The sequence below is a fragment of the Delftia sp. Cs1-4 genome (assembly GCF_000214395.1).
GTDB lineage: Bacteria > Pseudomonadota > Gammaproteobacteria > Burkholderiales > Burkholderiaceae_C > Comamonas > Comamonas acidovorans.
Window position 1 is genome coordinate 5,456,455 of record NC_015563.1, and the last position, 22,697, is coordinate 5,479,151.

The 22,697-nt window shown below is 69.9% G+C and carries 22 protein-coding genes; 17 read left to right on the forward strand and 5 right to left on the reverse strand.

The annotated features are described in order from the left end of the window. Positions 1 to 17: 17 nt before the first annotated feature. Positions 18 to 809, reverse strand: a complete 792-nt coding sequence (locus DELCS14_RS23975) for an SDR family oxidoreductase (protein ID WP_012203717.1) — start codon at positions 807 to 809, stop codon at positions 18 to 20. A 192-nt stretch (positions 810 to 1,001) separates the two neighbouring features. Here DELCS14_RS23975 and DELCS14_RS23980 point away from each other — a divergent pair, with 192 nt between their 5' ends. Then, entirely contained in the window at positions 1,002 to 2,009 is a 1,008-nt protein-coding gene (locus DELCS14_RS23980; protein ID WP_013803946.1) for an AraC family transcriptional regulator, read from the forward strand. A gap of 18 nt (positions 2,010 to 2,027) precedes the next feature. On the opposite strand, the gene DELCS14_RS23985 is transcribed toward DELCS14_RS23980, so the two are convergent. The 4 genes from DELCS14_RS23985 to DELCS14_RS24000 form a co-directional block, all read right to left on the reverse strand. Continuing rightward, positions 2,028 to 2,798: an SDR family oxidoreductase gene (locus DELCS14_RS23985; protein WP_013803947.1), complete on the reverse strand. Its 771-nt coding sequence runs from the start codon at positions 2,796 to 2,798 to the stop codon at positions 2,028 to 2,030. A gap of 138 nt (positions 2,799 to 2,936) precedes the next feature. Further along, complete coding sequence (gene hpaH, locus DELCS14_RS23990; protein WP_013803948.1) at positions 2,937 to 3,740, reverse strand: 2-oxo-hept-4-ene-1,7-dioate hydratase; 804 nt, start codon at positions 3,738 to 3,740, stop codon at positions 2,937 to 2,939. 10 nt (positions 3,741 to 3,750) lie between these two features. After that, a complete protein-coding gene (locus tag DELCS14_RS23995) occupies positions 3,751 to 4,437 on the reverse strand; it encodes a flavin reductase family protein (RefSeq protein ID WP_013803949.1) in 687 nt (228 codons plus the stop codon). Positions 4,438 to 4,476: 39 nt separating this feature from the next. Next, positions 4,477 to 4,935 carry a VOC family protein gene (locus tag DELCS14_RS24000; protein WP_013803950.1) on the reverse strand — a complete coding sequence of 153 codons (459 nt, stop codon included), beginning with the start codon at positions 4,933 to 4,935 and terminating at the stop codon, positions 4,477 to 4,479. A gap of 163 nt (positions 4,936 to 5,098) precedes the next feature. Here DELCS14_RS24000 and DELCS14_RS24005 point away from each other — a divergent pair, with 163 nt between their 5' ends. The 16 genes from DELCS14_RS24005 to DELCS14_RS24080 all read left to right on the forward strand — a co-directional run bounded on the left by DELCS14_RS24005 (position 5,099) and on the right by DELCS14_RS24080 (position 22,677). Then, positions 5,099 to 5,671 (forward strand): MarR family transcriptional regulator, encoded by a 573-nt coding sequence (locus DELCS14_RS24005; protein ID WP_013803951.1) that lies wholly within the window; start codon positions 5,099 to 5,101, stop codon positions 5,669 to 5,671. A gap of 267 nt (positions 5,672 to 5,938) precedes the next feature. After that, entirely contained in the window at positions 5,939 to 6,754 is an 816-nt protein-coding gene (locus DELCS14_RS24010) for a MetQ/NlpA family ABC transporter substrate-binding protein (protein ID WP_013803952.1), read from the forward strand. Positions 6,755 to 6,801: 47 nt separating this feature from the next. Next, positions 6,802 to 7,608 carry a MetQ/NlpA family ABC transporter substrate-binding protein gene (locus tag DELCS14_RS24015; RefSeq protein WP_013803953.1) on the forward strand — a complete coding sequence of 269 codons (807 nt, stop codon included), beginning with the start codon at positions 6,802 to 6,804 and terminating at the stop codon, positions 7,606 to 7,608. Between the two features lie 23 nt (positions 7,609 to 7,631). Beyond that, a complete protein-coding gene (locus tag DELCS14_RS24020) occupies positions 7,632 to 8,822 on the forward strand; it encodes an ATP-binding cassette domain-containing protein (protein WP_013803954.1) in 1,191 nt (396 codons plus the stop codon). Continuing rightward, positions 8,794 to 9,456, forward strand: a complete 663-nt coding sequence (locus DELCS14_RS24025; protein ID WP_012203707.1) for a methionine ABC transporter permease — start codon at positions 8,794 to 8,796, stop codon at positions 9,454 to 9,456. Before DELCS14_RS24020 ends, DELCS14_RS24025 begins: the two co-directional genes overlap by 29 nt. Before the next feature lie 83 nt (positions 9,457 to 9,539). After that, positions 9,540 to 10,832, forward strand: coding sequence for an SfnB family sulfur acquisition oxidoreductase (locus tag DELCS14_RS24030; protein WP_013803955.1), 1,293 nt, complete (start codon positions 9,540 to 9,542; stop codon positions 10,830 to 10,832). Between the two features lie 5 nt (positions 10,833 to 10,837). After that, positions 10,838 to 12,115 (forward strand): SfnB family sulfur acquisition oxidoreductase, encoded by a 1,278-nt coding sequence (locus DELCS14_RS24035; RefSeq protein WP_013803956.1) that lies wholly within the window; start codon positions 10,838 to 10,840, stop codon positions 12,113 to 12,115. A gap of 25 nt (positions 12,116 to 12,140) precedes the next feature. Then, positions 12,141 to 12,965, forward strand: coding sequence for a MetQ/NlpA family ABC transporter substrate-binding protein (locus DELCS14_RS24040; protein ID WP_012203704.1), 825 nt, complete (start codon positions 12,141 to 12,143; stop codon positions 12,963 to 12,965). A gap of 25 nt (positions 12,966 to 12,990) precedes the next feature. Further along, positions 12,991 to 14,355 (forward strand): LLM class flavin-dependent oxidoreductase, encoded by a 1,365-nt coding sequence (locus tag DELCS14_RS24045; RefSeq protein WP_013803957.1) that lies wholly within the window; start codon positions 12,991 to 12,993, stop codon positions 14,353 to 14,355. A gap of 88 nt (positions 14,356 to 14,443) precedes the next feature. Next, entirely contained in the window at positions 14,444 to 15,745 is a 1,302-nt protein-coding gene (locus DELCS14_RS24050) for an acyl-CoA dehydrogenase family protein (RefSeq protein ID WP_013803958.1), read from the forward strand. Between the two features lie 271 nt (positions 15,746 to 16,016). Beyond that, entirely contained in the window at positions 16,017 to 16,640 is a 624-nt protein-coding gene (gene msuE, locus DELCS14_RS24055) for an FMN reductase (protein WP_013803959.1), read from the forward strand. Then, entirely contained in the window at positions 16,637 to 17,818 is a 1,182-nt protein-coding gene (locus DELCS14_RS24060) for an acyl-CoA dehydrogenase family protein (protein WP_012203700.1), read from the forward strand. Before msuE ends, DELCS14_RS24060 begins: the two co-directional genes overlap by 4 nt. 9 nt (positions 17,819 to 17,827) lie before the next feature. Continuing rightward, positions 17,828 to 18,970: a sigma-54 dependent transcriptional regulator gene (locus DELCS14_RS24065; RefSeq protein WP_013803960.1), complete on the forward strand. Its 1,143-nt coding sequence runs from the start codon at positions 17,828 to 17,830 to the stop codon at positions 18,968 to 18,970. After that, entirely contained in the window at positions 18,967 to 20,121 is a 1,155-nt protein-coding gene (gene ssuD, locus DELCS14_RS24070) for an FMNH2-dependent alkanesulfonate monooxygenase (protein ID WP_012203698.1), read from the forward strand. The genes DELCS14_RS24065 and ssuD overlap by 4 nt, the downstream gene beginning before the upstream one ends. 100 nt (positions 20,122 to 20,221) lie before the next feature. After that, positions 20,222 to 21,136, forward strand: a complete 915-nt coding sequence (locus DELCS14_RS24075; protein WP_012203697.1) for a LysR family transcriptional regulator — start codon at positions 20,222 to 20,224, stop codon at positions 21,134 to 21,136. Positions 21,137 to 21,303: 167 nt separating this feature from the next. Further along, the gene (locus DELCS14_RS24080; protein WP_012203696.1) at positions 21,304 to 22,677 is read left to right on the forward strand and encodes an SLC13 family permease; all 1,374 of its coding nucleotides are present in this window, start codon (positions 21,304 to 21,306) and stop codon (positions 22,675 to 22,677) included. The last annotated feature ends 20 nt before the right edge of the window (positions 22,678 to 22,697 follow it).

A 22,697-nucleotide genomic window follows, 5' to 3' on the forward strand; every position in this document is an offset into this window, starting at 1 on the left:
CGTGTCCGTACTGCGTGCTAGTCCATCAATTGGGGAATGGCGGCCACGGCGCGCTCGGGCCCCATGGCGCCGTAGCCGCCGTCCACCGCGTAGTCGGCCCCCGTCACGAAGCTGGCATGGTCCGAGCACAGGAACAGCACCACCTGCGCCACCTCGTGCGGATCGCCCACGCGGCCCAGCAGGTGAAAGGGCGCGGCCACGCGGTCGGTCTTGGCGCGGTCGCCGCCACTGAGCCGGTCCATCACCGCTGACCAGGTCCAGCCCGGGCAGACGCTGTTGACGCGGATGCCATCGGCCGCCAGGTCCATGGCCATGCTGCGCGTGAGCTGCTTCATGGCCGCCTTGCTGGCCGGGTAGAGCCAGCGCCCCGTCTGCGCCGCTTCCGAAGAGATGCTGGTGAAATTCACCACGGCCCCGCCACCGGCGGCCACCATGTGCGGGTGCACGGCCTGCAGCATGGCGACGGCGCTGGCCACGTTCACGTTGAACGAGGCCAGCCAGTCGGCACGCGGCGACTGCAGGCCCTCATCCACATAGGAGCAGGCCAGGTTGACCAGGATGTGCACGCCGCCGTGCCGGCTGCACGCCTGCTGCACGCAGGCGGCGACCTGCGCGTCGTCGGTGATGTCGGTGCGCACGAAAAGCGCGCCCTCGCCCAGCGCATCGGCGAGCACCTGGCCGTTGTCGGCATCGATGTCGGCAATGACCACCTTTACGCCGGCCGCGTGCAGCGCACGCACCACGCCGGCGCCTATCAGGGTGGAGCCGCCGGTGACGATGGCGCTTTTGCCTTCGAGTCCCTTGAACATGACGCTTGTTCTCCCGTGTGGATGCCAGGCCGGGCTGGCCTGTGCAGCACACGTTACGGGGGGCCGGGCCGCGCAGGCATCCGGCAAGCGCAGGCACTGTCCCTGGCGCGCAGAAATTGGCTCCCGGGGAATGGTCCGAATTGTGGGAGCGGGTGGTTTTTGCTACGTTCTGCCCAGCCTATGGAACACGCCATGCACACACCGCTGCCGCTGCAGCGCTACCGGCTTTTCGAGAGCCACGACATGGACGAGGCCCGCGAAAGCGTGGCGCGCGTCTTCTGTCCGCATGGCCTGGGCATGCTGCGCCCGCGCGCCGAGCTGGACGCCTGCCACCACAGCGCGCCGCTTTCCCGCAACGTCAGCCTGAACTATGTGCAGTACGGTCCCGGCGTGCACATCGAGCCCGGCTACCTGCGGGACTTCTTCCTGCTGCAGATTCCCCTGCGCGGCAGTGCCGAGATCCGCTGCGGCGCGCAGCAGGTGGATGCCACGCCGCGCCTGGCCTCCCTGCCCTCGCCGACCGAGCCGCTGTCCATGCGCTGGGCCGACGACAGCCCGCACCTGATCGTGCGCATGGCCCGCCCGGCCCTGGTGGCGCGGCTGGAGGCGCTGCTGCAGGCGCCCGCAGGCCGGCCACTCGTGTTCGATCTGGGCGTGCCGCTGGACCAGCCGGCGCTGGCACCGCTGGTGCATTTCATCGACTGCCTGCGGCACACGCTGGATGCGGGCAACGCCCTGCAGGCCACGCAGGCACTGGCCCAGCATGCGGAGGAATACCTGCTGACCAGCCTGCTGATGTCGGCCACGCACAGCCACAGCCGCGCACTGGCCGGGGACAGCCGGCGCAGCCTGCTGCCGCGCGGCGTGCGCAAGGCCCAGGAGTACATGCAGGCCCATGCCGACCAGCCCCTGTCGCTGGCCGATGTCTGCCGCGAGGCCGGCTGCAGCGCGCGCACGCTGCAGGCCGCCTTCCGCCAGCACGCGGGCATGGGGCCCATGGATTTCCTGCGCCAGCTGCGGCTGGACCGGGTGCGCGCCGAACTCCAGGCAGCCAAGGGCCCGGGCGCCGCAGCCGGCTCCGGCGTGCGCGACGTGGCGCAGAAGTACGGCTTCCTGCACCTGGGACACTTCGCGGCCCAGTATCGCAGCCGCTTCGGCGAGCTCCCGTCCGAGACGGCGAGCCGCCGCGTGCAGGCCTGAAGACCTGACTTTGCCGGTTCAGCCCCGGCCCACGAAGGGCATCTTGGTGGCCATCACCGTGTGGAACAGCACATTGGCCTCCAGCGGCAGGCTGGCCATGTAGAGCACGGACTGGCCCACCACATCCGCGTCGATCAGCGGCTCCACCGCGATCTCGCCATTGGCCTGGGGCACGCCCTTGGCCATGCGCGATGCCAGCTCGGTCATGGCATTGCCGATGTCGATCTGGCCCACGGCGATGTCGTAGGCACGGCCGTCCAGCGCAGCGGTCTTGGTCAGGCCCATGACGGCATGCTTGGTGGCCGTGTAGGCGCTGGAATTGGGGCGCGGCGCATGCGCGGAGATGGAGCCGTTGTTGATGATGCGGCCGCCGCGCGGCGACTGGTCGCGCATGGTGCGAAACGCCTGCTGCAGGCAATAGAACATGCCGTTGAGGTTGACATCGACCACCTCGCGCCACTGCTCGGGCGTCCAGTCCAGGAAGGAGCCGGGCGGATTGCCCCGGCCCGCGTTGTTGAACAGCAGGTCCACGCGACCGAAGCGCTGCACCGTGCGCGCGAACAGCTGCTCCACGGCAGCCGGATCGCTGACATCGGTGGCAATGCCCAGCATGCGCTCGCCCGCGCCGTACTTTGCCTGGGCCTCGGCGCAGGTCTCATCCAGCGGCGCCTGGCGGCGGCCCGCCACCACCACCTGGTAGCCGGCGCCCGCCAGGGCCAGCGCCACGGCCTTGCCCACGCCGGTTCCTCCGCCCGTGACCACGGCCGTCTTTGCGTTCTTCATCTCCATTGCTTGTCCATCCTGTAGTGCATGTGTTGCAGCCGCCGCCCGCGCACCGGTGGCGGGCGGCGCCGCTGCATTGTCGGCGACGCGCCGGGCCTGCGGACTGTGCCGCAGGCGACACCATCGCCACACTGCGGACGAAGCTCAGGCAAAGCGCCAGGCAATGGAGCCCAGCGGCCCGTAGTCCACATGGAAGCTGTCGCCGGCCTGGGCCGTGACGGGCCGCGTGAACGAGCCTGCCAGCACCACCTGGCCTGCGTCCAGCTGCTCATCCCATTGCGCGAGCCGGTTGGCCAGCCAGGCCACGCCCGTGGCCGGATGGTTGAGCACGGCGGCCGCCACGCCGGACTCCTCGATCACGCCGTTGCGCTGCAGCAGCGCCGACACCCAGCGCAGGTCCACCGCGTCGGGGCGCACGGGCCGCCCGCCCATGACGATGCCGGCATTGGCCGCGTTGTCGGCGATGGTGTCGCGCACCGTGCGCATGGCCTGGGTATCGCGGTCCTTTTGCTCGATGCGGGCGTCGATGATTTCCACAGCGGGCACCACCCAGTCGGTGGCGGCCAGCACATCGCACAGGGTGACGCCAGGCCCCTTGAGCGTGCGGCCCAGCACGAAGGCCAGCTCCACCTCCACGCGCGGAGCGATGAAGCGCGCAAAGGGAATGTCGCCGCCGGGCTCGAAGAACATGTCGTCCAGCAGGGTGCCGTAGTCGGGCTCGGCGATCTGCACGGCCTGCTGCATGGCACGCGAGGTCAGGCCGATCTTGTGGCCCCTGACCGTGCGGCCCTCGGCGCGCTTGAGCCGCATCCAGGCGCGCGAGATGGCGTAGCCGTCCTGCACCGTCATGTCCGGATGGCGGCGGGAAAAGTGCCGGACCTGCACGCGGCTTTTTTCGCTGGCGTGCAGCTCGGCCGCCAGGCTGTCTATGGTGTGTTGCGCAAGCATGGGCGGCCCTTCAGCGCGCGGCCGTGCCATCGTCGGCCCAGGCCAGGTAGCCGTCGGACACGCCCTGGCGCTGCATGCCATCCCACTGCGCCACAGAGGGCGTGGGCATCTGGAAGGCATCGCCTACGCGGCCATACCAGCCGGGGTTCTGCAGCCGCGCGATCAGCTCCATGGGCGCGGGGTCGAAGTACATGAGCTCGCCATCGACCACGGCCGCGTCCATGACATGGGCGGCCAGCACGTCGGCCAGCACCAGGCTGCGCACGCCGTCGATATCGATGATCTGGCGCACGCGGCACTCGAAGGACGCAGGGCTGTCCACGATGCGCGGCGCCTTCACCCGCCGTGCATCGCCCAGGACCAGGCCGGCCTGCGCCGACTCGTCCACCTGCGGGCCGAACTCTATGGCCGTCACCGCCATGCGGCGCGCCAGCGGCTCGGACACCAGGTTCACCACGAACTCGCCCGTGGCCGCGATGTTGCGCGCCGTGTCCTTGAGCACGCCCTGGCGCGAGCCGATGCACACGCACAGCAGCGGCGGATCGCCCGACATGGCGTTGAAGAAGGAAAACGGCGCGACGTTGACCGTGCCGTCCCCGTCCACCGAGCTGATCCAGGCGATGGGACGGGGCAGAACCAGGGAGTGCAGGATGTTGCTGCGCTGCTCGCTGTTGAGCGATTGCATTTCAAAGTACATGGGATTCCGGAGGGAAAGGGAAAAAGGGAGGGCGTCGCGTCACTCGTTGCCGGCGCGCGCCGCGTCCTGCTCGGCCTGGGCGATGCCGGGGGCGCGCGCATTGGACTGGTGCAGTTCCACCAGGTTGCCGGCCGGGTCGCGCAGGAACAGCTGCTTGAGGCTGGGCGATGCCACGTTGTCCAGCGTGAAGTAATCGACGCCGCGCGCCTGCAGCTCCTGCTCGGCGCCGAGGATGTCGTCCACGGCCAGCGCGATGTGGTTGGACACGGGGTCCCTGCCCGGGCCCTGCGCATAGCGCGACGGCCCCTCGCTGCCGAGGATGTGCAACTGGCTGCCGTTGGGCAGGTTGATCCAGGAGCCGTAGATGCCGGGGATCTTCCAGCGCGCGGCGTCCTGGGGCAGGTTCAGCACTTCGCGGTAGAAGTCGAGCATGGCGTCGGCCTGGGCGTGGTTGACGCCGAATCCGACATGGTGGAGTTCCAGAACTTTGATGGGCATGGGATGTCCTTGCAGATTTGTGTGCCGCCAAATAATACGCTTAACGTACTATACACAAAGCGTAATATATGAAAGCCGTAAAATCAACCGCCCTTTCTTCTCCCGGCTTCAACCCGCCTTCAACCCGCCTTCAACCCGGTTTCACCCGCTTTCATCCACTCCCATGAGTCCGCGCAAGACCGCTGCCGCACCGGCCCCCGAATCCACCCCCCTCGCCAACGCCCCCGAAGCGCTGCGCCCGCACCTGGCCCTGATGGCCCAGACCGCGCAGCCCGGCACCGACACGCCGGCCGCCGGCCTGGGCCTGCTGCTGCTGTGGCTGGCCGATGATGTGGAGCAGCGCGCCAACGCATCGCTGCAGGCGTTCGGCCTGTCCGAGAGCAAGCTCGACGTGCTCATGATCTTCGGCCTGGCCGAGCGCGGGCTGCTGGGCGACACGGTGGTCACGCCCTCCTATATCGCCAGCTACGTCGGCGTGACGCGCTCGTCGGTGACGGGCCTGCTGGACTGGCTGGAAAAGCGCTCACTGCTGGCGCGCAGCCTCAGCCAGGAAGACCGCCGCAGCTTCGACCTGGCGCTCACCGACCAGGGCCGCGAGGTGCTGGCCCGCGCGCTGCCGGCCTTCTGGCGCATGTGCGAATCGCTGGTCGACTACCTGGACGAGGGCGAGCGTGCCAGCCTGCAGTCCATCCTCTTCAAGGCCTGGACGAGGATGAAGGCGCAGCAGGGCGTTTGATCCTGGGAGCGCGGCAGGCCGCCCTGGCTGCCGCAAGCCTGCGCAGCCGGCACGGTGCCATATTTCGCGCGGGCATAAGCTCAATCTTGCCTGTGCAAAATTTCCTTTGCGATCAATGCCTTGCGCCGCGCATGGCTCGCTATAAGGAAATGTGAATTCCGTCGTGGTGCGCGCCGGGGCCGGGTGTTGCAATGCCTTCAGAGGCCATGCCGGCAGGCGCCATGTGGGCGCCGGCGCCGGGCCTGGCCGAGCTGGAGGAACCACGCCTTGCCCACGCGCAGAAACACATTGCTCTGGTCGCTCGCCGCCACGCTGGCGCTGCCCGGCCTTGCGGCGGCCGCCGCGCTGAAGATAGGCGTCACGCCCGGCTCGCTGGCCGACTCCGTGGAGGTCGCCGCCAAGGAGGCGCGCGCCCAGGGGCTGGACGTGCAGGTCATCGAGTTCACCGACTGGACCACGCCCAACACGGCGCTGGCGGCCGGCGACATCGACCTCAACTACTTCCAGCACCAGGCCTTCCTGGACAACGCCATCCGCGAGCGCGGCTATGCCTTCACCAGCGTGGCCACGGGCCTGCTGCCCAACATCGGCCTGTACTCGCTCAAGACCCAGCGCTTTGCCGACCTGAAGGAGGGAGCGCGCGTGGGCGTGGCCAACGACCCCGTTAACCAGGGGCGCGGCCTGCTGCTGCTGGAGAAGGCCGGCCTGATCCAGCTGCGCGAAGGCAAGGGCCCGCATGCGGGGCTGGACGACATCGTGTCCAACCCGCGCAAGCTGCGCTTTGTCGAGATCGAAGGACCGCAGCTGGTGCGCGCGCTGGACGATGTGGACCTGGCCCAGGGCTACCCGGCCCACTTCGTCAACGCCGGGCGGCCGCAGGTGGCCGGCAATGCGCTGCTGTATTCGGGCATTGACGACCTGTACTACGCCATCCGCTTCGTCTCGCGCCAGGACAACGCCCGGGACCCGCGCATTGCGCAGTTCGTGCGCATCTACCAGACCTCGGGCGCCGTGCAGGCGCAGATCCACAAGTCATTCGCCGCCAACGACAGGCTGTACAGCCTGCCGTGGCGCAAGCCGTGACGCGGCCCCTTCCTGCCTTTTTCGAACCTTTTTTTCCGGAGATCCCGATGAAGCTTTCCCGTGCCCTGATCGCCCCGCTGGCCGCCCTGGCCCTGTTCTCCGCCCACGCTGCCGACAAGCTGCGCATCGGCGTGGTGCCCGGCGCCTACGCCGACTCGGTGGCCGTGGCCGCCAAGGAGGCCAAGGCCCAGGGCATCGATGTGCAGGTGGTGGAGTTCACCGACTGGACCACGCCCAACGTGGCCGTGGACTCGGGCGACCTGGACATCAACTACTTCCAGCACCAGCCCTTCCTGGACAACGCCATCCAGAAGAACGGCTACAAGCTGGCCAGCGCGGGCACGGGCATCCTGGCCAACGTGGGCCTGTACTCGCTCAAGCACAAGGCCATCGCCCAGGTGCCGCAGGGCGGCAAGGTGGGCATTGCCAACGACCCCGTGAACCAGGGGCGCGGCCTGCTCTTGCTGCAGAAGGTGGGGCTGATCAAGCTCAAGCCCGGCGTGGGCTACCTGGGCAGCCTGGACGACATCGTCGAGAACCCCAAGAAGCTCAGCTTCGTCGAGGTCGAGGGGCCGCAGCTGGTGCGCATCACGGGCGACGTGGACATCGCCCAGGGCTACCCGCACTTCATCGTGGCGGCCAAGGCCTTCGATCCGTCCAGCGGGCTCGCATATTCGGGCATCGAGGATGCGCGCTTTTCCATCCAGTTCGTGGTCAAGGCCAACCGCACGCAGGACCCCGTGGTGCAGAAGTTCATCCGCATCTACCAGAACTCCGATGCGGTGAAGGCCGAGGCCCAGCGCGCCTTCTCCAACGACAAGCGCCTGTACAACCTGGCCTGGGTCAAGCCCTGAGCGGCGCGGGGAGGACTTCAGCCATGTCAACCAGCATTGCAGCCAGGCAGCCCCTGGCGGACAGGCCGGCCCACGAGGCGGACAGGCCGGCCCATGACGCGGGCAGGCGCTCATCGGCAGCGGCCACCACGCGGGAATCCCTGCGTGGACCCGGCGCCGTGGCCTTCAGCGGCGTGGCCAAGACCTACCAGTCTTCGGCCGGTCCCGTACAGGCGCTGGACGCGATCAGCCTGGAAATCGCGCCGGGCAGCATCTTCGGCATCATCGGGCGCAGCGGCGCGGGCAAGTCCAGCCTGCTGCGCACCATCAACCGGCTGGAGCAGCCCAGCAGCGGCCAGGTGCGGGTCGACGGCGTGGACATCGGCACGCTGGACGAATCGCAGCTGGTGCAACTGCGCCGGCGCATCGGCATGATCTTCCAGCACTTCAACCTGCTGTCGGCCAAGACGGTGCATGACAACGTGGCCCTTCCGCTGCAGGTGGCGGGCCTGCCGCGCGCACGCATCAATGCGCGGGTCAATGAGCTGCTGGCCCTGGTGGGCCTGCAGGAGAAGGCAGACACCTATCCGAGCCGGCTGTCGGGCGGGCAAAAGCAGCGCGTGGGCATTGCCCGCGCCCTGGCCACCGACCCCGAGATCCTGCTGTGCGACGAGGCCACCTCCGCCCTGGACCCCGAGACCACGCAGTCCATCCTGGAGCTGCTGCGCACCATCAACCGCAAGCTGGGCATCACCATCGTCCTGATCACGCACGAGATGAGCGTGATCCGCGAGATCGCCGACCGCGTGCTGGTGCTGGAGCAGGGCCGCATCGCCGAGCTGGGCGAGGTCTGGAAGGTCTTCGGCAACCCGCAGCACCCGGCCACGCGCGCCCTGCTGGCACCGCTGCAGCACGGTCTGCCCGACGACCTGCGCCAGCGCCTGCTGAGCACCGCGCCCGCAGGCCGCCACGAACGCATCCTGCAGCTGACCTACCGCGGCGAGGACGGGCTGGAGCCCGACTTCCCGCGCATCGCCCAGGCCCTGGGCGGCCGGGTGCGCCTGCTGCATGGCGGCGTGGACCGCATCCAGGGCCATGCCCAGGGGCAGCTGCTGATCGCGCTGGGCGGCGGCACGGCCGCGCATGACTGGAACACATTGACGCAGGGCCCGGCGGCCATTGCGCATGACATCAAGGATCTCGGATATGTCGCTGAATCTGTCCATCCCCATTGAGCGCTACGGCAACGCGCTGGCCGACACGCTGATGATGGTCGGCGTCTCGGGCGGCATCGCGCTGGCGGCGGGCATTCCGCTGGCGGTGCTGCTCATCGTCACCGCGCCCGGCGGCTTCCTGGCCTCGCCGCGCACGCACCGCGCGCTGGGCAGCGTGATCAACGGCTTCCGTGCCACGCCCTTCATCGTGCTGCTGGTGGCGCTGATCCCGTTCACGCGGCTGGTGACGGGCACGACCATCGGCGTGTGGGCGGCCATCGTGCCGCTGGCCATCAGCGCCACGCCGTTCTTTGCGCGCATCGTCGAGGTCAGCCTGCGCGAGGTCGATCCCGGCCTCATCGAAGCCGCCCAGGCCATGGGCTGCCGCAAGTGGGACATCGTGCGCCACGTCTACCTGCCCGAGGCCCTGCCCGGCATCGTGGGCGGCTTCACCATCACCCTGGTGGCGCTGATCAGTTCCTCGGCCATGGCCGGCGCCGTGGGCGCGGGCGGCCTGGGCGACCTGGCCATCCGCTACGGCTACCAGCGCTTCGACACCCAGGTGATGCTGCTGGTGATTGCCGTGCTGATCGCGCTGGTCACCGTGGTCCAGGTGCTGGGCGACCGCTACGTGCGCCGGCTGCGCAGCCGCTGACGCTGAAAACAGGCACCACGCCTTTCCCTCCGGGGCCGCCGCCTGGCGGCCCTCTCCCCACCGACTCAGCAACGAGGCACGGAATGACCACACCGGATGCCCTGGGCGCAGCCTTGCCCGGCAACACACACCACACCCCGGGCGGGGCGCTGCGGCGCCTGCCCCTGCCGCCCTCCACCCCGCACCGCATCACCAGCGAGGCCGAGGCTCTGCAGGCCACCCAGGCCCTGGCCGATGAATGGCGCGTGGACGCAGCCGCCCGCGACCATGAGCGGCGCCTGCCCTGGCAGGAAATCGAGCGCCACACGGCCAGCGGGCTGGGCGCCATCACCGTGCCCCGCGCCTACGGCGGCCTGGGCGCCTCGTACGAGACGCTGGCCCAGGTCTTCGTCACGCTGTGCGCGGCCGACCCTTCGCTGGGCCAGATTCCGCAGAACCATTTCGCCGTGCTGCAGAACCTGCGGGACATGGGCAGCGAGTCCCAGAAGCGCCGCTGGTTCGCCGACGTGCTGGCCGGCCACCGCCTGGGCAATGCCGGGCCGGAGCGCAAGGGGCGCGCGGCCCATGTGCTGGAGGCCACGGCGCGCCTGTCGCGCGATGCCGATGGCGGCCTGCGCGTCAGCGGCACGCGCTTTTACTCCACGGGCTCGGCATTTGCGCACTGGGTGCCGTTTCGCGCCCAGGACGAGGAGGGCCGCATCGTGCAGGTCTGGGTGCGGCGCGATGCGCCAGGCGTGACCGTGTTCGACGACTGGGACTCCTTCGGCCAGCGCACCACGGCCAGCGGCAGCGTGCAGCTGGACCAGGTGCAGGTACAGCCCGAGGACGTGGTGCCTGCCTGGCAGTTCGAGGCCACGCCCTCGCTGTCCGGCCCGGTGTCGCAGCTGATCCAGGCCTCCATCGACGCGGGCATTGCCCAGGGCGCGCTGCGCGACGCGGTGGACTTCGTGCGCGACAAGAGCCGGCCCTGGATGGACTCCGGCGTGGCGCGTGCCAGCGACGATCCCCACCTCATCCACGAGGTCGGCCAGTTGCAGATCGAGGTGGATGCGGCCCATGCCGTGCTGCTGGAGGCCGCGCGCACGCTGGATGCGCTGGCTGCAGCGGCTGGTGGCGCGGTGGACGAGCAGGCCAGCGCCCAGGCCTCGGTGGCCGTGGCCGAGGCCAAGATCCTCACCACCGAGGCCGCGCTGCAGGCCGGCGAGCACCTGTTCGCGCTGGCCGGCTCCTCGGCCAGCCGCGCTGCCCACCGCCTGGACCGCCACTGGCGCAACGCCCGCGTGCACACGCTGCACGACCCCGTGCGCTGGAAATACCACCTGCTGGGCAACTACCTGCTCAACGGCGCCCTGCCGCGCCGCCACCAGTGGAACTGACCGCCATGACACAGACATCGACCCAAGAGCTGCAGGCCCTGGCCTCCACACCGGGCAGCCAGCCCGCTCCCGCAGCGCCTCCCGCCCGGCCCGCCCACATCATCGGCAGCGAGACCGAGGCCCTCGAAGCGGCCAGCCGCTTTGCCGCCCTCATCGCCCCCGGCGCGCTGGCGCGCGACCGCGACCGCCTGCTGCCCTGGCAGGAGGTGGAGCAGTTCAGCCAGAGCGGCCTGTGGGGCATCACCATTCCCCGGGAGTACGGCGGCGCGGGCGTGTCCACAGCCACGCTGGCGCGGGCCATTGCCCTGATTGCGGCGGCCGATGGCAACTTCGGCCACATTCCGCAGAACCACTACTACTCGCTGGAAGTGCTGCGCGTGGGCGGATCGCCCGCGCAAAAGGCCTTCTTCTATGACCGTGTGCTGCGCGGCGAGCGCCTGGGCAATGCGCTGGCCGAGATCGGCCACCGCGACTTCCAGCGCCGCACCCGGCTGCTGCGCGAGAGCGGCGGATGGTTCGTGCAGGGGCGCAAGTTCTATTGCACGGGCGCCCTGTTCGCGCACTGGATTCCCACCCTGGTCAGCGCGCAGGAAGAGGCGCCGGGGCAAGGCGAGCGCATGTATCTGGTCTTCATCCCGCGCGATGCGGCCGGCGTCACCGTCACCGACGACTGGGACGGCTTCGGCCAGCGCGTGACGGGCAGCGGCTCGGTGCAGTTCGACCGCGTGCGCGTGGAGCCCGAATGGGTGGTGCCCTTCACCAGCTCCTTCGAGCGGCCCACCACCATCGGCCCCTTCGCCCAGATCATCCATGCCGCCCTGGACGCGGGCATTGGCCACGGCGCGCTGCAGGCTGCCCTGCCCTTCATCCGCGAGCATGCGCGGCCCTGGGTGGACGCGGGCGTGGCCAGCGCCACGCAGGACCCGCTGCTGCTGCAGCAACTGGGCAATGTCCACGTGCGCCTGCGCGCCGCCGATGCCCTGGTGGCCCGCGCGGCCCTGGCCGTGGACGCCGCCCAGCGCGCGCCCACGGACGACAGCGTGGCCGCCGCCTCGGTGGCCGTGGCCCAGGCCAAGGCGCTGAGCACCAGCGCCAGCCTGCTGGCGGGCAGCAAGCTGTTCGAGCTGGCGGGCACGGCCTCCACCCTGGCGGGACAGGGCCTGGACCGCTTCTGGCGCAACGCGCGCACCCACACCCTGCACGACCCCGTGCGCTGGAAATACCACGCCGTGGGCAACTACGTGCTCAACGGCATACGCCCGCCGCGCCATGGCGCGCTCTGACCTTTATCAACGACACAGGAATGCAATGATGACAACGACCTCCCCCACCCTCTGGCCCCGGCTGGCCGCCTTCCTGGGCGCTGCCCTGCTCGCGGGCAGCGCCCTGGCCGCGCCCCTGAAGATCGGCGTGGTGCCAGGCATCTTCGCGGACTCGGTGGAAGCCGCCGCCAAGGAGGCCAAGAAGCAGGGCCTGGACGTGCAGGTGGTGGAATTCACCGATTGGGCCACGCCCAACGTGGCGCTGGACGCGGGCGACATCGACCTCAACTACTACCAGAACAGCAACTACCTGGCCAATGCAGCGCGCAGCAAGGGCTTCAAGTTCACCAGCGTGCAGGCGGGCATCCTGTCCTACCTGGGCCTGTACTCCACGCGCCACAAATCCCTGGCCGACCTGCCCACGGGCGCCAAGGTGGCCATTGCCAGCGACCCCGTCAACGTGGGCCGCGGCCTGCGCCTGCTGCAGCACGCCGGCCTGATCACGCTGCGCCCCGACACCGGGCTGCTGGGCACCCAGGCGGACATCGTCTCCAACCCCAGGAAGCTGCAGTTCGTGGAGATCGAGGGCCCGCAGCTGGCGCGCACCACGCCCGACGTGGACCTGGCCCAGGGCTTTCCGTATTTCATCATCGCCTCCAAGGCCTTCGATGCCAGCAAGGGCCTGGCCTACACCAGCTACGAGGACGACTCCTGGGCCATCCAGTTCGTGGCCCGCAGCGACCGCGCGGCCGACCCGCGCATCGCCCGCTTCCTGGACATCTACAAAAACTCCGACGTGGTGCGCAAGACCATCCACGCCTTCTACCTGAACGACCAGAAGCTCTACCGCCTGGCCTGGTTGAAGAACTGACGCAACGGACTGCAGGACCCGCCCCATGACGCAAGCCAAGCGCCACATCCACGTCAACGCCTTCAACATGAACTGCGTGGGCCACATACACCACGGCCTGTGGACCCATCCGCGCGACCGCTCCACCGAGTACGGCACGCTGGCCTACTGGACCCACATCGCCAGGGTGCTGGAGGAAGGCCTGTTCGACGGCATCTTCATCGCCGACGTGGTCGGCTACTACGACGTCTACCAGGGCGGCGTGGACCTGACCCTGCGCGAAGGCATACAGCTGCCCGTCAACAACCCCTGGCTGCTGGTCTCGGCCATGGCGGCGGTGACGCGGCACATCGGCTTCGGCCTCACGGCCACCGTGGGCGCGCACCAGCCCTATACCTTCGCGCGCGACGTGACCACGCTGGACCAGCTGACCAATGGCCGCATCGGCTGGAACATCGTCACCGGCTATGTGGACAGCGGCGCGCGCGGCCTGGGCCAGGACGGCCTGGCCGAGCACGACAGCCGCTACGACCGCGCCGACGACTTCCTGGAGCTTTCCTACAAGCTCTGGGAAGGCAGCTGGGAAGAGGGTGCCGTGATCGCCGACAAGGCGCGGCGCATCCACGCCCTGCCCGGCAAGGTGCACCCGGTGGTGCACGAGGGGCCGTTCTACCGCGCCAACGCCATCCACATGAGCGCGCCTTCGCCCCAACGCACGCCCGTGCTGTTCCAGGCCGGCACCTCGCCGCGCGGGCTGCGCTTTGCGGGCCGGCACGCCGAGGGCATCTTCATCGGCGCGCGCACGCCCGAGGCCGCGCGCGAGGCCTCGCGCCAGCTGCGCCAGGCCGCCGTGGACGCGGGCCGGCGTCCCGAGGACATCAAGATCTACGCCGGCGTGGCCGTGGTGCCCGGCCGCACCGAGGCCGAGGCGCGCGAGAAATACGCCGACTACCTGGCCCATGCCAGCGCGGAAAGCGGGCTGGCCCACTTTGCCGCCAGCACCGGCGTGGACTTTGCGCAGTACGGGCTGGACGACCCCATCTCCTTCGGCAACACCAACGCCATCCAGTCGGCGGCGCAGGCCGCGCAGAAGCAGGGCTGGACCACGCGGCGCAAGCTGCTGGAGCAGTTCACGCTGGGCAGCCGCTACGCCACCATCGTGGGCGACCCGTCCCAGGTGGCCGACGAGCTGGAGCGCTGGATCGACGTGGGCGAGATCGACGGCTTCAACCTGACGCGCATCGTCGCGCCCGAGACCTGGGAAGACTTCGCCCGCCTGGTCGTGCCCGAGCTGCAGAACCGGGGCCGCTACCGCACCAGCTACGGCGAGGACGCCACGCTGCGCCAGCGCCTGTTCGGCCAGGGCGACCGCCTGCCCGCCAGCCACGCCGCCGCGCGCTGGCGGCGTTGAAGTCCTTAGCCACCCGCCCCCACCGGCCCGTGGCCCAGCCCTGCCTTGCAGGCAGGCCGGGTTGGCGGGCCTTTGAATTTGCAAAGCCATGACCACCACCCTCCCCTGCGCCACCGAGCCTGCGGCCTACGCGGCGCCCGGCCCAACCACAGACGGCCCGGCCGATCCCGACGCGCCCTCGCTGCCATCCCTGCAGGCGCGCTTTCGCCCCGTGTTCGACCGCATCGCCCAGGGTGCGGCCGAGCGCGAACGCACGCGCAGCCTGGCCCATGAACCCATCGCCTGGCTGCGTGACAGCGGCTTCACCGCGCTGCGCGTGCCGCGCCGCCTTGGCGGGGCCGGCGCCAGCGTGGAGCAGCTGTTCGCGCTGTGGACCGAGCTGGCCGAGGCCGACTCCAACGTCGCCCAGATCCTGCGCCCGCACTTCGGCTTTCTGGACCGCGTGCTCATCGACCGCGATGCCGCCACCCAGGCCCGCTGGCTGCCGCTGGCCGCGCGCGGCGCCGTGTTCGGCAATGCCACCACCGAGGTGGGCACGGGCACCCTGGGCACGCTGCAGACCACCCTGGTGCCCGACACGCAGCCCGGCTGGTGGCGGCTGGACGGGCGCAAGTTCTACAGCACGGGCACGCTGTATGCCGACTGGGTGACCGTGGTGGCGCGCGCGGTGGAGCCGGGCAAGGAAGACCAGACCGTGCACGCCGTCGTGCCCACCTCGGAGTCCGGCGTGCAGCGCTTCGATGACTGGCGCGGCTTTGGCCAGCGCCTGACCGGCTCGGGCACCACCGTGCTCAGCCAGGTGCGCGTGCCCGACGACGCCGTGATCCGCTTCCCGCGCGCCCAGCCCACGCCCCTGGTGGCCTATTTCCAGCTGGCCCACCTGGCCACCCTGGCCGGCATTGCCCGGGCCTTGCAGCGCGATGCCATCGCCTATGTGCAGGCGCGCCGCCGCGTGTTCAGCCACGGCAGCGCCACCCTGCCCAAGGACGATCCGCTGGTGCAGCACATCGTCGGCCAGCTGGCCGGCACGGCCTACATCGCAGGCCTGGCCGTGGCCGACGTGGCCGCCGAGCTGGGCCGCATCGCGCGTGAGCGCGAGGCCGGGCGCGAGGTGCCGCTGCAGCAGCTGCATGCCCTGGAGCTGCGCACGGCCCAGGCCCAAGTGGCCGTGGTCGATCCCGTGCTGCAGGCGGCCGCGCGGCTGTTCGAGGTGGGCGGCTCCAGCGCCCTGTCCGAAGACCTGGCACTGGACCGCCACTGGCGCAATGCGCGCACCCTGGCCTCGCACAACCCCGTGCTGTACAAGGCCCGCTCGGCGGGCGACATCCTGCTCAACGGCGCCGACCCCATCTACTACTGGCACGTGGGCGTGACGGGCGTGGCGGGCTGAAGGCCCTTGCGCGTCCGCGCTGCGCAGGGACGGGCGCAGCGGCCGTGCGCATATCGCCAGAACGCATTAGCACATGCCATGCGCCACAAAATTCCTTTCAGAAACAAGCACTTGCCAAGGCACCCAAACCGATAAGCAAATGCGTTAAGTTTCTTTCGCCATACCGGCGTTCGGCCCTGTAATGAAGGCATCCATCCCACCTCATCCGGGCTGGCAGTCTTCGCAAACCGCATGCCGCGCTGCCTCCTGGAACCCACGCCAAGGAGTTTCCATGAGCCGATCGCTGAAGACTGTCATCGTCAATGGCAGCCTGAGCCGCCCCTCCCGCACCCGTGTCCTGCTGGACGCCCTGCATGCCCGCCTGGGCCAGGAGCTGCCGCTGCAGGCACAGGTCATCGACCTGCTGGACCTGCAGCCCCACCTGGGCGCGGCCCTGTCCAAGAACGACCTGCCGCCGGCCACGCTGCAGGCCATCGAAGCCATCGAGCAGGCCGACTTCCTCATCGTCGGCGCGCCGGTCTTTCGCGCCAGCCTGCCGGGCCTGCTCAAGCACCTGTTCGACCTCATCGACCTGGACGCGCTGCAGGGTACGCCCGTGCTGCTGGCCGCCACCGGCGGCAGCCCGCGCCACGCCCTCATCCTGGACCACCAGCTGCGCCCGCTGTTCGGCTTTTTCTCGGCCCTCACCCTGCCCATTGGCGTGTACTCCACGCCCGAGGACATCCAGGACGGCCAGGTCCACAGCGAATCGCTGCGCCAGCGCATCGAGCTGACCGTGCAGCTGTCGGCCCCGGTGCTGCGCGGTGCGCTGCAGCAGCTGGTGCAGGCCCAGGCCGAGGCACAGCGGCCCGTTCCCGAAGCCGCCGACCTGGCCCTGGCCGGGCAGCCCGCGTGAGCCAGGCAGAGGCCGTCCCTGCGGACCCGATAGCCACTGCGCAGGATCTGGCGCAGCGCCTTGCCGCCACGGCGGCCCGGCGCGATGCCGCAGGCGGCACGCCCAAGGCCGAGCGCGATGCGCTGCGCGCCAGCGGCCTGCTGGCACTGAGCATTCCGCGCGAGCTGGGCGGCCTGGGCGCGGACTGGGTGCAGACGCTGGAGACGGTGCGCATCCTGGCCACGGCAGACGGCTCGCTGGCCCATGTCTACGGCTTCCAGCACCTGCACCTGGCCACCGTGCAACTGTTCGGCCAGCCCGCCCAGTGGCGGCCCTGGCTGCTGCAGACGGCACGCCACCGCTGGTTCTGGGGCAATACGCTGAACCCTCTGGACCGCCGCACCACGGCCACGCGCCAGCCCGGCCACTGGGAGTTCTCGGGCAAGAAAAGCTTTACCTCGGGCGCGCTGGACTCGCAGATGCTGGTGGCCTCGGCCATCGATGCCGACAGCGGCCAGCTGCTGATCGGCGTGGTGCCCACGGAGCGCACGGGCATCACCTTGCTGCGCGACTGGGACAACATGGGCCAGCGCCAGACCGACAGCGGCTCGGCCCTGTTCGAGCGCGTGCGCGTGGAGGCGGCCGAGCTGCTGCTGGACCCCGGCCCGCTGTCCACGCCGCATGCCGCGCTGCGCCCGCTGCTGGCCCAGCTCATCCTGGCCCATCTGTTCCTGGGCATTGCCCAGGGCGCGCTGGAGCAGGCGCGCGGCTACACGCTGAACGAGGCGCGGCCCTGGTTCAAGTCCCCTGCCGATGCGGCCGGCGCAGACCCCCACATCCAGGCGCTGTATGGCGAGCTGTGGGCCGCGCTGGAAGGCGCGCGCCTGCTGACCCTGCAGGCCGCGCAGCGCTTTGACGCCGCCTGGCGCCGTGGCCCGGCGCTGACCGCCCACGAGCGCGGCGAAGTCGCCGTGGCCGTGACGGCCGCCAAGATTGCCACCACGCGCTCGGGGCTGGACCTGTCCAGCCGCATCTTCGAGGCCACGGGCGCGCGCGCCACGCACGCGGCGCTGCGCTTTGACCGCTTCTGGCGCAACCTGCGCACGCAGACGCTGCACGACCCGCTGCACTACAAGCTGCAGGAGCTGGGCGACTGGGTGCTCAACGGAACCCATCCGCAGCCCAGCTTCTACTCGTGACGCCGCGCCATGAACACCCGTCTGCCCACCTGGCCGCCCGGCAAGTCCTCGGCAACACCTGCGCCCGTACCTGCGCCCGCGCACGATGACGGCGCCGCGCCCGCGCCGTGGATACTGCAAGACCCGGCCTCGCAGGCCCTGCTCAAGACCATGGGACAGGTGGCCGCCAGCGAGGCCGGCGTCCTCATCCTGGGCGACAGCGGCGCCGACAAGGAAATGGTGGCCCGCCACATCCACCGCCTGAGCCCGCGCCGCCACGGCCCCTTTGTCGCCGTCAACTGCGGCGCGCTGTCCGAGGCCCTGATCAACGCCGAGCTCTTCGGCCACGAAAGCGGTGCGCTGACGGGTGCCTTCGGCAACCTGCCCGGCCGCTTCGAGGACGCCCACGGCGGCACCCTGCTGCTGGACGAGATCGACGACCTGCCCCTGCACATCCAGAGCAAGCTGGTGCGCGTGCTGCAGGACAAGGCGGTCACCCGCATCGGCGCCAGCCAGCGCACGCCGGCCAACGTGCGCGTGCTCGCGGCCAGCAGCGCGCCGCTGCACACCAAGGTGGCGGCGCGGCGCTTTCGCGAAGACCTGTACTACCTGCTCGATGTCGTCACCCTCACCGTGCTGCCGCTGCGCCAGCGCCCGGCCGACATCCTGCCGCTGGCGCGGCACTTCATCGCGAGCTACTGCCAGCGCATGCGCTACGCGCCCATGGCACTGAGCCAGGACGCGCAGCGCAAGCTGCTGGAGCACGACTGGCCCGGCAACAGCCGCGAGCTGGAGAACGTCATCCACCGCAGCCTGCTGCTGACCCAGGGCATGCACATCGGCGCGGGCGACCTGCACATCGCCAGCAGCCAGGGCGAGCCCGATCCCGTCCCCACACGCGAGGCCGAACACGGCGCCCAGGCCGCCGCCGCCGAACTGGCCCTGGGCGAAGCGCTGGACAGCCTGTGCGACGTGCATGCCGAAGGCCTGGAGCAGCACGTGCTGGGCGCCCTGCTGCTCAAGGCCTGGCAGCGCAACCGCGGCAACCAGGTGCAGACCGCGCGCCAGCTGGGCATCAGCCGCAGCGTGGTGCGCGCGCGGCTGCAGCGCCTGGGCCAGGTGCCGGGCGAGGCCGCGCCACCGTCTTTTCCATCGTCCCCGGAGATCCCATGAGCCAAGACCCCCACGCATCGCCAGACATCTTCTGGTTCCTGCCCACCTCGGGCGACACGCGCTACCTCGGCACCTCCGACTTCGGCCGCGCCCCCACCAACGCCTACATGCGCCAGATCGCCGTCACGGCCGAGGAGCTGGGCTACGACGGCCTGCTGATCCCCACCGGCAGCTCCTGCCTGGACCCCTGGGTGGTGGCCTCCAGCCTGGTGCCCGTCACGCAGCGCATCAAGCTGCTGGTGGCCCTGCGCACCTCGCTGGGCGCGCCCGTGTCCAGCGCGCGCCAGGCCGCCACGCTGGACCAGGCCCTGGGCGGGCGCCTGCTGCTCAACGTGGTGCCCGGGGGCGATGCCACCGAGCTGGAGGCCGACGGCATCTTCCTGGCCCACGACGAACGCTATGCCTACGCCGACGAATTCCTGACCATCTGGCGCCGCCTGCTGGCCGGCGAGGCCGTGGACTTCGACGGCAAATACTTCAAGGTCAAGCAGGGCCGCAACTTCTTTCCCCCGGTGCAAAAGCCGCATCCGCCGCTGTACTTCGGCGGCTCCTCGGACGCCGCCCACGACCTGGCCGCGCGCCAGGTGGACGCCTACCTCACCTGGGGCGAGCCCCCCGCCGCCGTGGCCGAAAAGTTCGCCGACATCCGCCGCCGCGCCGCGCAGCAGGGCCGCCAGGTCCGCCTGGGCGTGCGGCTGCACGTCATCGTGCGCGAGACCAACGAGGAGGCCTGGGCCGATGCCGAGCGCTTGATCAGCAAGCTCACCGACGAGGACATCGCCCGCGCCCAGGCCGGCTATGCGCGCATGGACTCCGTGGGCCAGTCGCGCATGGCCGCGCTGCACGGCGGGCGGCGCGACCGGCTGGAGGTGGCGCCCAACCTCTGGGCCGGCGTGGGCCTGGTGCGCGGCGGCGCGGGCACGGCCCTGGTCGGCGACGCGGCCACCGTGGCCGAGCGCCTGCGCGAGTACGCCGCGCTGGGCGCGGACAGCTTCGTGCTCTCGGGCTACCCGCACCTGGAGGAATCCATCCGCTTTGCCGAGCTGGTCTTCCCCCTGCTCGGCAAGCGGGCCGTCACCACCAGCGACCAGGCCCAGACCGGCGGCGCCTTCGACATCCGCAGCATCCAGCGCAGCCAATCCGCATCGTGAGCCGCCCGGGGCCGCGCCCCCGGACAGACCGGAGTCTGTGCACGCAACGCGATCAACGCCACAATCCGCCCGTCCCCCACGATGAGAGCGTGACGTTGCCATGAGCCTGAGAATCGATGACGAAATAACCTTCCGCAGACTGGAGGTGCTGCTCGCCTTCCTGGAGACAGGCAATCTCGCCAAGACGGCGGAACGGCTGGAGACCAGCTCGGTCAGCGTGCACCGCGCACTGCACGCGCTGGAGGCCGGCATGCGCTGCGCCCTGTTCCGGCACGAGGGGCGCAACCTCAAGCCCACCGAGGCAGCGCAGACCCTGGCCGATGTCGCCAGGGAGGTGCTGGCCACCATGTCCGAGGGCATACGCGCCACGCGCGAGGTGGCAGGCTACTCGGCGGACCGCATCCGCATCGGTTCGCTGTACTCCCTGACCAACCGCACCGTGCCGGCGCTGGTGATGGCGCTGAAGCTGCGCCGCCCCGATCTGCAGACCGAACTGGTGCTGGGCTCGAACGCCGGCCTGCTGGAGCGGCTGCGCAACGGAACGCTGGACGCGGCGCTGATGGCCATGCCGGACAACGCCGCCGACATGCAGACGCAGTTGCTGTTCGAGGACGACATTTTCTTTGCCGCGCCCGTGGGCTCGCCCTATGCGCATCTGGCCGAGGTCGATCTGGGCGCCATGGCGCGCGAGAACTTCGTGAGCCTGGGCGAAGGCTTTGCGACCTATGGCGGCTTCATCGAGTCCTTCCGGGTGGCCGGCTTCACGCCCAACGTGGTGATGAAGACGGATGACATCTTCTCGCTGATGAACCTGGTCAGCGGCGGCGTCGGCTACACGCTGCTGCCCGGGCGGGTGCGCGGCGTGATGCCGCAGAAGGTGCAGCTGATACCGCTGCAGGCCAGGTACCTGATGCGCCAGACCATCGTGCTGACCTTTTTGCGCTCCCGCGAACGCGACCCCAACCTGCTGGCCCTGCTCAGCGTGTGCCGGCTCGCGGACGGGCAGCTCGGCTGAACCGCCGTGCCGGGGGCGACAGCCCCGCTTCGCCGGGTTAACCCTTCATTGTTTCTCTCTGCGTAATTGTTGGCGCTCGCGCTTTATTGATGCGCTCCGGGCCGCCGCGTACCGTGCATACCAGCATGCACACGTATTGCAGGCGCATAAAAAACCGGAGACATCGCATGAATTCCCATTGGATATCGATTGGCGCGTTGATAGGCATGTTCGTCCTGGCGACGGCACTGCCCATCAACATGGGCCTGCTGGCCTTTGTCGGGGCCTTCCTGGTCGGCACCCTGGTGGCCGGCATGGGGACCAAGGCCATCATTGGCGGTTTTCCCGCCGACCTGTTTCTGACGCTGGCGGGCATCACCTACCTGTTCGCGCTGGCGCAGAACAACGGAACCATCGACTGGCTGGTCCGCATGGCGGTGCGCGCCGTGCGCGGGCGCATTGCCGCCATACCGTGGATCATGTTCTTCATTGCGGCCCTGCTGACGGCGGTGGGCGCCGTCAGCCCTGCGGCCGTGGCCATCATCGCGCCCATTGCCCTGGGCTTTGCCGCCAAGTACGGCATCAATCCGCTGATGATGGGTCTGCTGGTGATCCATGGCGCGCAGGGCGGCGGCTTCTCGCCCATCAGCATCTACGGCGGCATCACCAACAAGATCGTGGCCAAGGCGGGCCTGCCGCTCAACGAGATGGCCACCATGCTGGCCAGCATGGGGGTCAACCTGGCCGTGGCCGTGCTGCTGTTCTTCCTGATGGGCGGCGCCCGGCTGATGCGCATGAAGGCCGACGCCGATGGCAGCGTGCCCGCCACGCCGCGCGTCTCGCATGCCCAGGGCGGCGCCCAGGTGTATGGCGACGCCGAAGGCGAGGCCCTGTCCGAGGAGCGCAACACGGCTGCACGCTCCAGCGACTCGCTGATGCGCGCCGCCCCTGAACAGGACGCCGCCCCGCAATCGCGCAGCTACCAGGTGGCCACCGTGGTCGGCCTGCTGGCGCTCGCGGTCCTCACCCTGTTCTTCAAGCAGGACATCGGCTTTGTCTCCATCACCATCGGCCTGGTGCTGACGCTGATGGCGCCCAACCTGCAAAAGCGCGCGCTGGGCCAGGTGTCCTGGCCCGAGATCATGCTCATCGTGGGTGTCAGCACCTATGTGGGCGTGATGGACAAGATGGGCACCATCGACTTCGTAGGCCACAGCGTGGCGCAGCTGACCTCGCCCCTGGTGGCGGCCTTGCTGCTGTGCTTCGTGGGCGCCGTGGTGTCGGCCTTCGCCTCCTCGACGGCGGTGCTGGGCTCGCTGATTCCGCTGGCCGTGCCCTTCCTGCAGGGCGGCTCCGATGTGAGCGCCGTCGGCTTCATCGCGGCCATGGCCGTGTCCTCGACCATCGTGGATGTCAGCCCCTTCTCGACCAACGGCGCCCTCGTCCTGGCCAATGCCAAGGGCGTGGACCGCGACCGCTTCTTCCGCCAGCTGATGGTCTACGGCGGCCTTGTCACCCTGGTGGCGCCGCTGCTCGTGTGGCTGCTGTTCGTGGTCCTCTAGCCAGGCACTTCGACGGAACG

Excerpts from the sequence above, each read along its gene's own strand:
- DELCS14_RS23975 (WP_012203717.1), bottom strand. The coding sequence starts at position 809 with ATGTTCAAGGGACTCGAAGGCAAAAGCGCCATCGTCACCGGCGGCTCC.
- DELCS14_RS23980 (WP_013803946.1), top strand. The coding sequence starts at position 1,002 with ATGCACACACCGCTGCCGCTGCAGCGCTACCGGCTTTTCGAGAGCCAC.
- DELCS14_RS23985 (WP_013803947.1), bottom strand. The coding sequence starts at position 2,798 with ATGGAGATGAAGAACGCAAAGACGGCCGTGGTCACGGGCGGAGGAACC.
- hpaH (WP_013803948.1), bottom strand. The coding sequence starts at position 3,740 with ATGCTTGCGCAACACACCATAGACAGCCTGGCGGCCGAGCTGCACGCC.
- DELCS14_RS23995 (WP_013803949.1), bottom strand. The coding sequence starts at position 4,437 with ATGTACTTTGAAATGCAATCGCTCAACAGCGAGCAGCGCAGCAACATC.
- DELCS14_RS24000 (WP_013803950.1), bottom strand. The coding sequence starts at position 4,935 with ATGCCCATCAAAGTTCTGGAACTCCACCATGTCGGATTCGGCGTCAAC.
- DELCS14_RS24005 (WP_013803951.1), top strand. The coding sequence starts at position 5,099 with ATGAGTCCGCGCAAGACCGCTGCCGCACCGGCCCCCGAATCCACCCCC.
- DELCS14_RS24015 (WP_013803953.1), top strand. The coding sequence starts at position 6,802 with ATGAAGCTTTCCCGTGCCCTGATCGCCCCGCTGGCCGCCCTGGCCCTG.
- DELCS14_RS24020 (WP_013803954.1), top strand. The coding sequence starts at position 7,632 with ATGTCAACCAGCATTGCAGCCAGGCAGCCCCTGGCGGACAGGCCGGCC.
- DELCS14_RS24025 (WP_012203707.1), top strand. The coding sequence starts at position 8,794 with ATGTCGCTGAATCTGTCCATCCCCATTGAGCGCTACGGCAACGCGCTG.
- DELCS14_RS24030 (WP_013803955.1), top strand. The coding sequence starts at position 9,540 with ATGACCACACCGGATGCCCTGGGCGCAGCCTTGCCCGGCAACACACAC.
- DELCS14_RS24035 (WP_013803956.1), top strand. The coding sequence starts at position 10,838 with ATGACACAGACATCGACCCAAGAGCTGCAGGCCCTGGCCTCCACACCG.
- DELCS14_RS24040 (WP_012203704.1), top strand. The coding sequence starts at position 12,141 with ATGATGACAACGACCTCCCCCACCCTCTGGCCCCGGCTGGCCGCCTTC.
- DELCS14_RS24045 (WP_013803957.1), top strand. The coding sequence starts at position 12,991 with ATGACGCAAGCCAAGCGCCACATCCACGTCAACGCCTTCAACATGAAC.
- DELCS14_RS24050 (WP_013803958.1), top strand. The coding sequence starts at position 14,444 with ATGACCACCACCCTCCCCTGCGCCACCGAGCCTGCGGCCTACGCGGCG.
- msuE (WP_013803959.1), top strand. The coding sequence starts at position 16,017 with ATGAGCCGATCGCTGAAGACTGTCATCGTCAATGGCAGCCTGAGCCGC.
- DELCS14_RS24065 (WP_013803960.1), top strand. The coding sequence starts at position 17,828 with ATGAACACCCGTCTGCCCACCTGGCCGCCCGGCAAGTCCTCGGCAACA.
- ssuD (WP_012203698.1), top strand. The coding sequence starts at position 18,967 with ATGAGCCAAGACCCCCACGCATCGCCAGACATCTTCTGGTTCCTGCCC.
- DELCS14_RS24075 (WP_012203697.1), top strand. The coding sequence starts at position 20,222 with ATGAGCCTGAGAATCGATGACGAAATAACCTTCCGCAGACTGGAGGTG.
- DELCS14_RS24080 (WP_012203696.1), top strand. The coding sequence starts at position 21,304 with ATGAATTCCCATTGGATATCGATTGGCGCGTTGATAGGCATGTTCGTC.